10 protein-coding genes are annotated in these 13,121 nt (G+C 54.9%); 6 read left to right on the top strand and 4 right to left on the bottom strand.

Features of this window, described 5'->3' with window-relative positions; genetic code table 11:
• Positions 1-7 precede the first annotated feature (7 nt).
• The 5 genes from VIJ98_RS21555 to VIJ98_RS21535 all read left to right on the top strand — a co-directional run bounded on the left by VIJ98_RS21555 (position 8) and on the right by VIJ98_RS21535 (position 4,973).
• The gene (locus tag VIJ98_RS21555) at positions 8-886 is read left to right on the top strand and encodes a creatininase family protein (protein WP_323271429.1); all 879 of its coding nucleotides are present in this window, start codon (positions 8-10) and stop codon (positions 884-886) included.
• Between the two features lie 9 nt (positions 887-895).
• A complete protein-coding gene (locus tag VIJ98_RS21550; RefSeq protein WP_323271428.1) occupies positions 896-1,867 on the top strand; it encodes an ABC transporter substrate-binding protein in 972 nt (323 codons plus the stop codon).
• Positions 1,864-2,697: an ABC transporter ATP-binding protein gene (locus tag VIJ98_RS21545; RefSeq protein WP_179452658.1), complete on the top strand. Its 834-nt coding sequence runs from the start codon at positions 1,864-1,866 to the stop codon at positions 2,695-2,697. Before VIJ98_RS21550 ends, VIJ98_RS21545 begins: the two co-directional genes overlap by 4 nt.
• The gene (locus tag VIJ98_RS21540) at positions 2,694-3,494 is read left to right on the top strand and encodes an ABC transporter permease (RefSeq protein ID WP_008110749.1); all 801 of its coding nucleotides are present in this window, start codon (positions 2,694-2,696) and stop codon (positions 3,492-3,494) included. Before VIJ98_RS21545 ends, VIJ98_RS21540 begins: the two co-directional genes overlap by 4 nt.
• A gap of 90 nt (positions 3,495-3,584) precedes the next feature.
• A complete protein-coding gene (locus VIJ98_RS21535) occupies positions 3,585-4,973 on the top strand; it encodes an FAD-binding oxidoreductase (RefSeq protein WP_323271427.1) in 1,389 nt (462 codons plus the stop codon).
• 40 nt (positions 4,974-5,013) lie between these two features.
• Here the strand turns inward: VIJ98_RS21535 and VIJ98_RS21530 are convergent, their stop codons facing one another.
• Entirely contained in the window at positions 5,014-6,873 is a 1,860-nt protein-coding gene (locus tag VIJ98_RS21530; RefSeq protein ID WP_323271426.1) for a hypothetical protein, read from the bottom strand.
• Between the two features lie 320 nt (positions 6,874-7,193).
• Complete coding sequence (locus VIJ98_RS21525) at positions 7,194-9,173, bottom strand: autotransporter domain-containing protein (protein WP_323271425.1); 1,980 nt, start codon at positions 9,171-9,173, stop codon at positions 7,194-7,196.
• 450 nt (positions 9,174-9,623) lie between these two features.
• On the opposite strand from VIJ98_RS21525, the gene VIJ98_RS21520 reads away from it, so the two are divergent.
• The gene (locus tag VIJ98_RS21520) at positions 9,624-10,910 is read left to right on the top strand and encodes a PAS domain-containing methyl-accepting chemotaxis protein (protein ID WP_323271424.1); all 1,287 of its coding nucleotides are present in this window, start codon (positions 9,624-9,626) and stop codon (positions 10,908-10,910) included.
• 172 nt (positions 10,911-11,082) lie between these two features.
• On the opposite strand, the gene VIJ98_RS21515 is transcribed toward VIJ98_RS21520, so the two are convergent.
• On the bottom strand, positions 11,083-12,411 hold the full coding sequence (locus VIJ98_RS21515; RefSeq protein WP_323271423.1) for an FAD-binding oxidoreductase: 1,329 nt from the start codon (positions 12,409-12,411) through the stop codon (positions 11,083-11,085).
• 35 nt (positions 12,412-12,446) lie between these two features.
• A complete protein-coding gene (locus VIJ98_RS21510; RefSeq protein ID WP_179452665.1) occupies positions 12,447-13,052 on the bottom strand; it encodes a cupin domain-containing protein in 606 nt (201 codons plus the stop codon).
• Positions 13,053-13,121: the final 69 nt, after the last annotated feature.

Here is a 13,121-nt window from a genome sequence, read left to right as displayed (position 1 = left end):
AGTTGAAATGCTGCATGGTTATATTCCGGCAAACCGCTTTTTGCCGTACCTGAGCTGGACCGACATCGCCACGCTGGAAAATAAAGCCAACACCGTGATCGTGTTGCCGACCGGCGCAATTGAGCAGCACGGCCCGCATCTGCCGTGCGCGGTAGATAGCGTGATCGCTTCCGGCGTGGTCGGCCATGCGCTGGCGCGCTTACCCGCGGCGATCCCCGCTTACGCCATTCCGCCGATTACCTACGGCAAATCAGATGAGCACCTGCATTTTCCCGGCACGCTGACGCTGACCGGCGAAACCCTGCTGCACACCATTCTGGAGATTGGCGAATCACTTTATCGCGCCGGTTTCCGCAAATTCGTGATGGTTAACGGCCACGGCGGCCAGCCGCAGCCGTTGCAGATGGCGGCGCGCGAGCTGCGTCTGCGTCACGGCGACATGATCATCATCATGCAAGACACCTTCAAAGTGCCGAATTGCGCTGAAAGCTTTATGGATGACAAAGAGCGGCAGATGGCGATGCACGCGGGACATGCGGAAACCGCGCTGATGCTGGCGCTGGCACCCGATACCGTGCAAATGGACAAAGCCGTCGCCAACTATCCGCCGGAGTTCCCCTGCCCGACGCTGTCGATCAACAAACCGATGGCGGCGTGGGCGTCCTACGATTTCGGCCCAAGCGGTGTGATTGGCGATCCTTTGCCGTCCACGCCCGAGCAAGGCGCGGCGATCCTCGATTCGCTGGCAGAAAGCTGGGCGCAGGTGATCACCGAAGTGCATCAAATGACGTGGGTAACGCGCGCCGAACCGGCGTGGGGCACCGGCCAATGGCAAGGTAAAGTATTAGACCACAACGACGCCGCCGCCTTTTTAACACCTCGCTAGGGAATAACGATGAACAAAACATTGAGCACTGTTGCCGCGCTTGCGCTGGCACTCTCGGCCCCGAGCATGGCGGCGGAGAAATTCACCTTTATGACCAACTGGTATGCGCAGGCCGAACACGGCGGTTTCTACCAGGCGCAGGCGCAGAATCTCTATCGCGATGCCGGTCTCGACGTCACCATCAAGATGGGCGGTCCGCAGGTGCATACCATGCAGCTGATGGCGGCTGGCCAAGCCGACTGCATCATCAGCGATAATATGCAGGCGCTGGAAATCTGGCAGCAAGGCGTTGAAGCGATGCCGGTTGCCACCACCTTCCAGCACTCGGCGATTGCCTTTCTCACTCATCCGGATGTGAAAAATCAGGCCGATTTGCAGGGCAAAACCTTCCTGCTGGCGGCGGAAGCCTACACCTCATATTGGCCGTGGGCGCAGAGTGCGCTAAACCTTAAAAACGCTCGCGTGCGGCCTTACACCTTCAGCATTCAGCCGTTCCTCGCCGATAAAAATCTGGTGCAGCAAGGCTATATCACCTCCGAACCTTTTGCGGTGCAGAAAGCCAATGCGCAGGCCAATGTCTATCCGATCAGCGATTGGGGCTATCCGCCGTACGGCAACAGCATCGTCTGCATGAAATCGACCATCGAGAAACGCCCGGCAGCGGTGGCAGCGTTTGTGAAGGCATCAATGCAGGGCTGGAAAAACTATCTGCAGGATCCAAATGCGGGCAACGTGCTGATCAAGAAAGAAAACCCGCAGATGAGCGATGAACAGATTGCTTTCGGCATCGCGCAGATGAAGAAATATCAGATGCTGACCGGCGGCGATGCGCAAACCGGCGGCATCGGCATCATGACCGAAGCGCGCCTCAAGCAAACCTGGCAGCTGCTGGTCGATACCAAGCTGATCGATCCCGCTAAAGTGCCGTTTGACGGCAGCTACACGCTTAAATTCATTCAAGACGTCAAGGTTCTGCCATGAATACAGCCAGCCATCTGACGCTGCTGCATCCCGATGCGCAAGCGGTGCCGCGTTCTGCGGCACCACCGGCGATTGAGGTGCTGTCAGCGGAGAAAATCTATCCCAATGGCACGCGCGCGCTGCTGCCGGTCGATCTCACTATTCGTCAGGGCGAATTTGTCTCGCTGCTCGGCCCGTCCGGCTGCGGCAAAAGCACCTTGCTGAAAATGATCGCCGGGCTGATTGAGCCCACCGATGGCAAGTTAATGCTGTTTCGCCGCGATCGGCGGGAGAATCAACGCGATCTGCCGCTGTCGTTTGTGTTTCAGGAAGCGACGCTGATGCCGTGGAGCAACGTGCACAAAAACGTGCGTCTGCCGCTCGATTTGGCGGGCGTGCCGCGTGCCGAAGCGGACACCCGCGTGCGCGAGATCCTTGAGTTGGTCGGCCTCGGCCAGTTTGGTCACGTATTGCCGCGCGAACTTTCTGGCGGTATGCAGATGCGCGTGTCAATCGCGCGCGGCCTGGTCACGCGCCCGAAAGTGCTGCTGATGGATGAGCCGTTTGGCGCGCTGGATGAAATCACCCGCAACAAGCTGGACAGCGATCTGCTGGATTTGTGGCAGGAGCAGAAACTGACGGTGGTGTTTGTTACCCACTCGATTCAGGAAGCGGTGTTCCTGTCACAGCGGGTGATCATGATGGCGGCGCGGCCCGGACGCGTGGTGGATGACATTCGCATTGAAACCACCTTGCCACGCGACGATGAGTTTCGCGTCAGCCAGGATTTCACGCACTATGCGCAACAGCTGCAACGCGGCCTGCTGGCGGCGAGTAAGGAGAGTCAATGATGAAACCGTTAGCGAGCCATCGGCAATTTCAGCAGTGGCTGTTTCCTGCCATCGTCGCGGTCGCCATGCTGCTGTTGTGGCAGTTTCTGGTCACCACCTTCAAGGTGCCAGTGTTTCTGGTGCCGTCGCCATTAGTGGTGGCGCAAAGCCTGGTACAGAATTTCCCAACGCTGTTTATGTCCTTGCTCTACACCCTGAAAATCACCGTAATCTCCTTCGCGGTGGCGATTGTCATTGGCTCGATTGTGGCGTTTCTGCTGGTGCAAAATCGCTTTATCGAAACCGCCCTTTTTCCCTACATCGTGTTCCTGCAGGTGACGCCAATTGTCGCCATCGCGCCGCTAATCATCATCTGGGTGAAAGACACCACGCTGTCGCTGGTGGTGTGTGCCACCTTGATGGCGGTGTTTCCAATAATTTCCAATACCACGCAAGGTCTGCGCAGCGTGTCGCCGGGATTGCTGAGCTACTTCCGCCTCAATCACGCGTCGCGCATGCAGATTCTGCTGCGCCTGCGTATTCCCTCGGCGCTGCCGTACTTCTTCGGCGCGCTGCGCATCTCCAGTGGCTTGTCACTGATTGGCGCAGTGGTGGCCGAGTTTGTCGCCGGTACCGGCGGCACCGATACCGGGCTGGCGTACCAGATTTTGCAGGCCGGTTATCAGCTCAATATTCCGCTGATGTTTGCCGCGCTGCTGCTGATTTCACTGGCGGGCTTCCTGCTGTTCGCGCTGATGTCGTGGCTGACGCGCCGCGTACTGGCGGCGTGGCATGAGAGTGAATTGAGCCCCAACTAACATCGTAGGGTCGCCATTCATGGCGACCTGGTGAGAAGGTCGCCATGAATGGCGACCCTACGGCCCCCTCTTTTACCACAGGAAATAAACATGTCTGATTCCGATCGCCAGTCTGCACTGGCGGCGCTGGTCGCGGCGTTGCCTGAACTCGACTGGATCAAAGAAGCGCCGAAGGTCAAACGTCTGTCGCGCGATTTCCACTGGTTCAGTCCGGTACTGAAACCGCAGCTGGAAGAGAAGTTTGCTGAGCTGGCGGTGCGTCCGCGTGATGAGCAGGAGCTGGCTCTGATCGTCGCGGCCTGCACCAAACAGCGCGTGCCGCTCAATCTGCGCGGCGGCGGCACCGGCAATTACGGGCAGCTGATTCCGCTGCACGGTGGATTGATGGTCGATATGACGCGCCTCAACGCGGTGACCGCCGTCGGCCACGGCACGGTGCGCGCGCAGGCGGGCATTCGGCTCGGCGATCTGGAAGCACATACGCGTCCACTTGGCTGGGAGCTGCGCTGCATGCCCTCCACCTGGAAACTGGCGACGCTTGGCGGCCTGTTTGGCGGCGGATTTGGCGGCGTGGGCTCCATCAATTACGGTCCGCTGGCCGCGCCGGGCAATGTGCTGTCGGTGCGTCTAATGACCATGGAAGAGACGCCGCGCATTATCACCCTACAAGCGCCGGATGCGCTGCTGCTGCATCACGCGTACGGCAGCAACGGTATTGTGCTGGAGATCGAACTGGCGCTGGCGCCGCGTTACGACTGGATCGAACGTCTGGATATCTTTAATGATTTCGCGGCGGCAATGGCCTTTGCCGATGCGATTGCGCGATCGCCAGGCATGGTGAAACGACAAATCGCGGTGTTCGCTGCGCCAGTGCTCGATTACTTCAGCGATCTGGCCGATGCCGATGTGGCGGGTAAGCATGGCGTAATTTCTGTGGTTGGCAGCGAAAGCGATGGATTGTTACCTACACTTCTCAGCAAACATGCGGGCCGCAACGCGCTGCATTTTGCCGAAGGGGAAAACAGCGGCCATTCGCTGATAGAATATTGCTGGAACCATACCACGTTGCAGGCGCTGAAAATCGACAAGACGCTGACATACCTGCAAACCGCCTACGCAGCGGATAACTACCAGCATCAAGCGTTAGCGCTGGAAGCAGAATTATCCGATGAAGTGATGTCGCACATTGAATTCCTGCGCGATATGAATGGCACCATTACCTGTAGCGGTTTGCCGCTGGTACGTTATCAGGACGAAGATCGCCTTAACGCAATTATGGATATTTACCGCGCGAACGGCGTGAAAATTAATAACCCACATGTGATCCATATTGAAGACGGTAAACAAGGCATGGTACGTGCCGATGTGGTGGCGATGAAACGCGCCTGCGATCCGCATAACTTATTAAATCCGGGCAAATTACGCGGCTGGGAAGTGCGGGATACGTTGGCGGAGGTGCATATTCCGGGCGTGAATTGAGATTAAATTCAGCCAGCAACGGAGGTTGCTGGCTGAATAACTAAATATAAGGCTTATTGGCATCGTTTAATGGAATACTCCACTCTTCACCATTAACCCGCACTTTTAAATAACGACGAGTACGCCAGTCTCCGGGGCCAGGTCCATACTGTTCAGGTTCACCTAAAACTAAAGTACCTTGAAGAAGTAATTCCTTGTTATTGTTGTAGCCAAAGCCCACATCTTTATTGCCAATCCAGTGTTGTTCAAAAGCCACAATCGGTGCCGCATCCAGCGTTGCACTCTCCTCAGCGCTGCAAGCGGTGAAGCTTTTGCGGAAGATAAAACATAATCCGGCTTGATAGCGGTCTTTACCGTTGGTGGTCACCAATGCGGTGGAGAAGCCGGTATAAGCGGCGATTTTTACATAAAGTTTGGTTCTCGCTCCATTGCCGGAAATATGCACTTTCACCACCGGGCTTGAACCTTCGCCGTACCAGCTGCCAATGGTGTTAGCACCATCACGCGCCTGCAAATAGATGTTCGTCGCGCCTTCCGGCGTACGATTGCTGTAGGTTTTTTGCGTTTCGCTTTGGGAGTTATATTGCGCACTGCCCACCACACGGACGTGAATCTGCGAGGTCGCATCGGAGAAGTTAAATTCGCCAACATAAAACCATTTATTATTTTCGGTACGATTATCCATGTGGTGTTGCGAGGAAATATAATCGTAACTCAATGAGCCCTGCGCAATGATCCCCCAATCGGAAAATTCCAGCACACCACGATCGCCCTCGCCAATTAACGTCCAGGGTTCAATACCTGCAGTGCTATAATCGAAACCGGCGCTTTGGTTATGAATACTTTTTTGAATAATGGTAGCGCGACAATAACCCAGCTTTAGCGGATTGGTAGTGGATTCAATCGCCAGTCCTTCAATCACCCATTGGCCATTGGTGAGATCACCGGCAAATTCAGCGTGTTCAATCCAGCCGTTACGGATAAAGGATTGCGTACAGCGCGGCAAATCTAGCACCGGCTTTTTGGTGTTGCCTTGCAAGTTGAAGTTCGAAAGTTCAATTGCCGTAGAGTGATCCCATGCGCCTTGCTCGCGATCGGACCAGCGTGCGTAGACAATGCTGTCTTGGCAGCCACGGGAATAAAACTGGTCGATTTTACAATCCAGCGTATCGATGAGGTCGAGCGCACGTCCGCCGAGATAACGGAACTCCATACTGCTCACACGCAAGAACTGACCACCGATAATGGTGTTGGCGTAAAAGCCGACGGTGTTAAACGCGGTACCGCCATCTTCGCCGCTGTTAGAACTCATCCCTTTTACAACAATCCCAGAGATCTCCGCGTAACGCGCCTGCACTTTAAAGAAGAGCTGACCACGTGGTTTGGTTTCCCAGTTGAAAACCAATGTTGTGGTTGGAAAATAGCCGAAGTTAACCGCCGCACCTGCGACTTTGAAACGATTAATTTCTTTATCAGAGATGTCGAATGTCGACATGCTAAACACGCCCGCCGTAAAGCGAATCCCGGCCGATGGCAGTACGCGTTGCGACCAGGTAAACATGCGTTTGACGGCTTCGATGCAGTCAGTCTTGCCATCAGGCACTGCGCCAAAATCCAAAACAGTTACTGAGTTGTAATCTAACACCACGCGCTTCCAGCGCTTTTTCCCCGCAGTTACAAAAATCAGCCCGCCATCATCCACAGATGTCGTATCAGTGGCATCGTAAACAAAAACACCTCCGCCACTTTTTGTGCCACGGGTGTACTCAAGCACGGTGCCGATCGTGCCTCCGACGGTGGGTTCTGTTGCTTTTAATTCTGCAACATCCCGAAATTGATAAACGGTAGCCGCCGCTGCTACTGCATTTTGTGGATTGGTATTACTGGACGCATTCGCCATGGTGTACCCCTTAATTATTAAGAGAAAGTAACTGCACCATCGAGTATAAGTAATTGAAAATTAATGTGTTGATGCGTACCAGTCATACTGGTGGTATTTAGTTATGCGTTTTTGGAAATACCAGGCAACAATATGATTAATGGAAAAAAGCGTAGCGGCAACGTGGCAATTTACAGATTAATCGCAGGCAATTTCTTTATTTACATGGCACGAAATGTGAGGAGAAATGCGGAAATAGAGGGTTGAACGCTATGTAAATTAATCATTGGTGGATGTTATTCATTAACAGGCCAGCAACGAGCAATTGCTGGCCTGAACGCTTAAAACGTGGCGTTTACACCCACGTTCCACGTCACCTGATGGTAATCGCTATTGCCGCCAACCGTTGAAACACCGGCAAAAGCATTAACCGTTTCAGCCAGCGGTACGTTGGCACCTAACGACAGATCGAGCCAGTTCTTATCACGCGCCTCAATGCTGCGTTCAAACGACGTTCGGGTCGATTTCAGTCCGGCGCGTACCGTTGAATCGGTATCGCCAAACTGATGGTTGTAACTCACCTGCGCCCACGGATTCACCACCCACTGTTTGCTGTCGATGCGCCAGCCCACCGAGCCAATCTGTGAATGGGTAGTTTGATCGGAGTAGCGCATCGCGGTGCTGCTGTCGCTGTTTTCGCTATAGCCACCGACGCGTCCATAATCCAGCGCGTAACTGGCGACCGGTCCGGTGCTGAGATTTTCGGTTAGCGGCAGCGTCCAGCCGGTTTGCACGCGCATGCCGAGCAGTTTACCGCTGGTGCTGCCCTGCTCGGTACGTTTGGCTGGGCCGATGTGGATATCACGCTCAATGCTATCGAAATCGAGATCGGCATAATGCAGATCGGCGTTGATCCAGCCCTGATCAAGCACCGTCAGCTGGCTATACAGCGCCACCAGATTGCCGCGCAGTTTGTAATCGTAGTTGGAAGAAGGTTCCTGGCGCTGATTGGTGTTGGAGAACAGCACGCCGGTTTGCCAGTTGTCGGTAAGCTGATAGCCGATGCCGAGCGTTAAGTTCGCCGTGTTGGCACTGCCGTTGCTCCAACTGTCGCCCTGATAATCGACGTGTTGCCCGGCGTAACCGCCAAACACCGTGAACTGTCCGGCGCTGGCAGGCTGTTGACGCTGTTGCTGCAAATGCCCATCGAGCGTGTTTTGTGTGTCGCGCGCCATCATCAGTGGCGATTGTGACAGCGCCGCCACTTGCGCCGGCGCATCCAGAATCGACTGAATGTAATCCGCGATCATCGCATGCACCGCTGGACTTGGATGCAGGCGATCGGCGAACAGATAATCCTGCGCGCTGGAGAAGCCTGGCGTGCTGGATTTACACTCATCCGCTGATGTCCCAATCGGACACGCGATGCCGATGGTGTTGGTTAAGCCATATTGCGTCGGATTGGCAATCACTTCATCAAACAGCCCAGCGATATCAACGCGCACGATATTGCCATTCAATGTCGCCAGCCCCACTTCTTCCTGCTGGTTATAGCCGTCGGAGAGCGCAGTAACCTGCTCGCTGAGTTCCTGCCATGCGCTGTAAAGCTGCTGCGCCAGCGCGTCGCGCACCGCCGGAACAGAAGAGACTTCGCCCGCGGCTTGCGTAAACGCATCCTGCACCGCCTGTTGCCGCGCGGCTTTATCTGGCGTGGTGACGCTATCCAGCGACTGAAACGCCGCCACCATCGCTGGCGTGGCTGCGGTGCCCAACACGCGCAGCACCGTTTGGATCATATAAGGCGTTGAACCGAGTTGCGGTACCGTTGGCACAATCACCGCTCCTGCACCGGCATCCAGCAGCGTTTTGATCTGTGCGACCGATTGATTGGCGCTGTTGCTGATGGTTTCACTGGCGGTTAAGGGATTGGTGACGGCAGCGGCAATATCATTGGCTCCAACCCAATGTATGTACAAACCGTTGCTGTCAGCGCGGCCGCCGGTTGAGGCGAGATAACCCGCCAGTTGATCCTGGGTGTTTAAATCCGGGTCGAGCTTCGGCACTGACACCGCGCCACCCTGCGCATAATTACTGCCACCCAACGTAGAACGCTGTAAGTCCTCACCTAAATGCGCGGCAAGAATCTCGTCATATAAAGGATGTTGTGCACCGTCGAAGGTAAAGCGGCCTATGTTGCCGCTATCACTCAGGCTATCGCCAAACACGGTCAGGCTATCCCATGCCAGCGCGGGAGCAGGCGTCAGCAACGCGCTAAGTGTGGCGATGGCGACAGCAGAAAGCGCAGATTTGTGGTTGTTCATCATCAACTCCGTGATGGGCCAGAGTTACGTCGTCTGACCGGCAAAAGGTTAGGTCCGCGCATCAAGCGAACCCGCAACATCGCATCAGGAATGCGTAAGGAAAATATCAAGGACGTTTAACTGTTTAGTCATGAAGGAGGCGTTATGCCAGTTTGCAGCGGCAAATTAACCAAAGTTTATGAACAGCTCTTTTACATGCATTTAAATTAAACCTTTAAATAAGGCCGCCGATAACTAACGATGCAGAGTTCGACTACGCTCTGATCGGTACTTTTGAAAACATCAGGTCGGTTAATTAAATACCCCCATGCGGCGCTGCGGCGCACAGAGACACTTTGAAGTGTACGGCGAAGGGGATCTGCGGGCAGCCTAAGCGACACGTCCTGAACGTGAGCAGATTGGTGCTGCACGCCTTACGTTCAACAGCACAATAATCGCCTGAGGCTTCCCATGTTTGGTGTGAAAAAGTCGAGTCTTACCTTGCCGTTTTATAAAAGTGGCGATGTGGTTAAAGATATCAATGCGATCAAACAGCATGTGGCATGGATTGAATTTACGCCCAACGGCGAGATTCTTACTGCCAATCACCTCTTCCTTGCCACCACCGGCTACCAGCTTAATGAGATTCAGGGGAAACATCACCGCATCTTCTGCAGCCCGCAACACAGCCAATCTTCCAACTACCTCGCCTTCTGGCAAACGCTGGCGTCCGGCGAATCGGTAACTGGCATTTTTGAGCGCTTCAATAAGCAAGGCCAGCGCTTCTATCTCAGCGCCACCTATTTCCCGGTGAGCGATGACAAAGGCCATGTTTACAAAGTGATCAAGGTGGCTTCGGATATTACAGAACGTCATCAGGAGTTGGAGCACAAAGAAGCGGTGATCACCGCGCTGGACCTTTCGATGGCGGTAATCGAATTTACGCCGGATGGTCAAATCCTCACGGCCAACAATAACTTCCTCAAGCACATGGGATATGAGCTGGCTGCGGTTGTTGGGCAACATCATCGTATTTTCTGCTTCGATAACTTCTACCGCGAAAATCCGGACTTCTGGCGCAAGATGGCCAAAGGTGAACACTTTGTTGGCCGCTTCGAACGCAAAACCGCCAGCGGGGAGCGTATCTGGCTTGAAGCCAGCTATAACCCGGTTTATGACGCGGATGGCAAGGTCTACAAGGTGATCAAAATCGCCTCGGATATCACCGCGCGCGTGGAAGCTGCTAAGCGCGTAGCCGACATCGCACTGACGACCTCTGAAGAGACCTCACAAATCACTGATAACGCCAATGAAGTGCTGGATGAAACCATCCGTAACTCTGGATTGGTGGCGGTGCAGGTGAATGCGGCGACGGCAATTGGTGCCGAACTCAATGCCTCGGCGAAGAGCATTAGCGAGGTGGTCGAGACTATCAACCTGATTGCCTCGCAAACCAATATTCTGGCGTTAAATGCGGCGATTGAGTCGGCACGCGCCGGTGAAGCGGGACGCGGATTCAGCGTGGTGGCTGGTGAAGTGAGACGTTTGGCGGCATCCACCTCCAGCGCCACCAAACAGATCACGCAGGTGGTGGAACACAACGCCAGTTTGATTGCGCAGATGGAGCAGCAGCTCAATGAGGTGAAGCAGTTTGTGGTGACCGAGCAGGATAAAATCAGCGTGTTGTCACGCAGCCTGCGGGAAATTAACAGCGGCGTACATGAGTTTGTGAACGTGATTCATCGTTTGGATGTGTGATTTGTAGGGTCGCCATTTATGGCGACCTGGAAAAAGTATTGTGCGGTTATCGGAAAGGTCGTCATGAATGACGACCCTACGGTCGGAATACGCATCAGAATGATCACACGGTTTTGTAGGGTCGCCATTAATGGCGACCAGGAAAAATATCGGTGCGATCGTAGGGTTGTAATTACATCATCTGCGGTTCACGGATCGCCTGACCTTTGGCGAAACGCGCCAGACTGTACGGCTTCATATCGGTGAACAACGGTTTGTTATTCACCATCTGCGCGCACAGCAAGCCTGCGCCCGGCCCGATACCAAAACCGTGGCCGCTAAAGCCGGAGGCGATAAACAAGCCCGGCATGCTACTCATCTCATCAATCACCGGCACCAGATCAGGCGTGGTATCAATCCAGCCGCCCCACGCGTGATCCACTTTGATGCCGTTCAACTCCGGATAAAGCTGCACCAGCGCCTGCATCGCTTCCTGCACAATGCCGTTATCCGGTGCCGGATCAAGGGTGCGGATCTTCTCAAACGGCGACACGCCTTGATTAGACCACGAACCGGCGGCTTCCGGGCCGTTGAAGAACGAGCCATTAATGCGCATCTTCAGCTTTTTGGCGATCTTGCTGCGAAACATTGGATAAAACTTGGTGGCGTAACGGATGTTTTGCGGTGCGAGGTCAATCTGCCCGCGTCCGGAGAGCGCCACGGTGTAGCTGCCATCCTGACGACGACGAATACACAACCCGCCAGTGCTGAGACAACCTTTGATCACTTCAGGCGCCGCCGTGGTTTTGAAAGCGGTGCCCAGAATATTGGCGCTCGGCAGTTCGATGCCGTATTGCTTGCAGAAGCGGGAACTCCACGCGCCGCCGCAGCAGATCACGCGGTTGGCTTTCACAAGTCCGCGCTCGGTCCAGACGCCGGTCACGCGTCCGCCGGAAACATCCAGTCCGCGTACCGCGCAGTTTTGCTGGATCGATGCGCCAAGGTTTTTCGCGCCGGTAGCAATCGCCGGTGCCGCCAGTGACGGCTCCGCGCGTCCATCGCTGGGCGACCACACGCCACCAATCCACGGCGCATTGTTGCCGATGCGTTCACGCGTCTCTTGCGCGGTCATCAGATGACTAACGAAGCCAATTTGCTGCGCCTGTTTGCCCCACGCTTCCCAGCGCGCCAAATCGGTTTCGCTCTGCGTGCCGTAAGTAATGCCCTGACGCGAGAAGCCGAGATCGAGGCCGATTTCGCTGCTCAACTCATCCCAACGCTGCAAACTGCGCATCGCCATCGGCAGCTCATACAGGTCGCGGTTTTGCTGGCGCACCCAGCCCCAGTTACGACCGGATTGCTCGCCGCCGATCACGCCCTTTTCAAACAGCGCCACGGAAACGCCCTGTTTTGCCAGTTCGTAACTCACCGATGTGCCAATAATGCCGCCGCCAATCACAATCACATCAACGGATTCGGGAAAGCGTTCACTGTCTGCTACTGCATTGATTTTTATGCGCATCGTCTCAAGTCCTGCACGCCACTTCGGTGACGAAATCACAAATGATGTTCAGAGGGAATGTGCATGATCCACAACACTCTGGCTTCACTCGCGCTATGGTTAAAAATGTTGTGCGGTAAATGGCTCTGGAACTGGAAGCTGTCGCCCGCAGTTAAGATGGCGCTGTCGCCATCGATCTCCAGCGTTAGCTCACCTTCCATCACCAAACCGGCCTTCTCGCCCTTGCCCATCAACATCTCATCGGAACGCACGCCCGGCGGCACATTGATAAACATAAACTGCAAATCGTGATCGCCTGACGGCGACAGCATCTCCTTGGAGATCCCGCGCTTGCCGACATTAAAATGCGGCCGCTCAATGGCGCGACGCACATAATGTTCCGCGCCGCGCAGATTGGTTTGATTCTCTTCCAGGAAGGCTGAAAGCGGCACTTTCAACACCAACCGCAGCTGCTCTAATACGCGCACGGTGGGATTGGTCAGGTTGCGCTCGATCTGGCTGATGGCGCCAGCGGACACATTCGCCAGCTGCGCCAAATCAGTGATGGTCATATTGCGCGCCTTACGAATCCGTTTCAGGCGCGATCCAATATCCGCGTCCTGCGCATCCGTTGCTTCGTCACTGATACTCACTCTCTTCATCGGTTTTTACCCTTCCAGCGGATAACTTTATCCAATTTCGCACAGCGCAGTCGCCGCGTTTATTTCCCT

Origin of the sequence: Pantoea sp. S18 (genome assembly GCF_045689705.1) — a bacterium.
GTDB lineage: Bacteria > Pseudomonadota > Gammaproteobacteria > Enterobacterales > Enterobacteriaceae > Pantoea > Pantoea symbiotica.
The sequence above is the reverse complement of the archived record's forward strand: the minus strand, read 5'-3'. Positions and strand labels throughout refer to the sequence as shown.

Bases quoted from the DNA above. Each gene is read 5' to 3' on its own strand.
- VIJ98_RS21510 (WP_179452665.1), bottom strand. From the start codon at position 13,052: ATGAAGAGAGTGAGTATCAGTGACGAAGCAACGGATGCGCAGGACGCG.
- VIJ98_RS21515 (WP_323271423.1), bottom strand. From the start codon at position 12,411: ATGCGCATAAAAATCAATGCAGTAGCAGACAGTGAACGCTTTCCCGAA.
- VIJ98_RS21520 (WP_323271424.1), top strand. From the start codon at position 9,624: ATGTTTGGTGTGAAAAAGTCGAGTCTTACCTTGCCGTTTTATAAAAGT.
- VIJ98_RS21550 (WP_323271428.1), top strand. From the start codon at position 896: ATGAACAAAACATTGAGCACTGTTGCCGCGCTTGCGCTGGCACTCTCG.
- VIJ98_RS21535 (WP_323271427.1), top strand. From the start codon at position 3,585: ATGTCTGATTCCGATCGCCAGTCTGCACTGGCGGCGCTGGTCGCGGCG.
- VIJ98_RS21525 (WP_323271425.1), bottom strand. From the start codon at position 9,173: ATGAACAACCACAAATCTGCGCTTTCTGCTGTCGCCATCGCCACACTT.
- VIJ98_RS21555 (WP_323271429.1), top strand. From the start codon at position 8: ATGCTGCATGGTTATATTCCGGCAAACCGCTTTTTGCCGTACCTGAGC.
- VIJ98_RS21545 (WP_179452658.1), top strand. From the start codon at position 1,864: ATGAATACAGCCAGCCATCTGACGCTGCTGCATCCCGATGCGCAAGCG.
- VIJ98_RS21540 (WP_008110749.1), top strand. From the start codon at position 2,694: ATGATGAAACCGTTAGCGAGCCATCGGCAATTTCAGCAGTGGCTGTTT.
- VIJ98_RS21530 (WP_323271426.1), bottom strand. From the start codon at position 6,873: ATGGCGAATGCGTCCAGTAATACCAATCCACAAAATGCAGTAGCAGCG.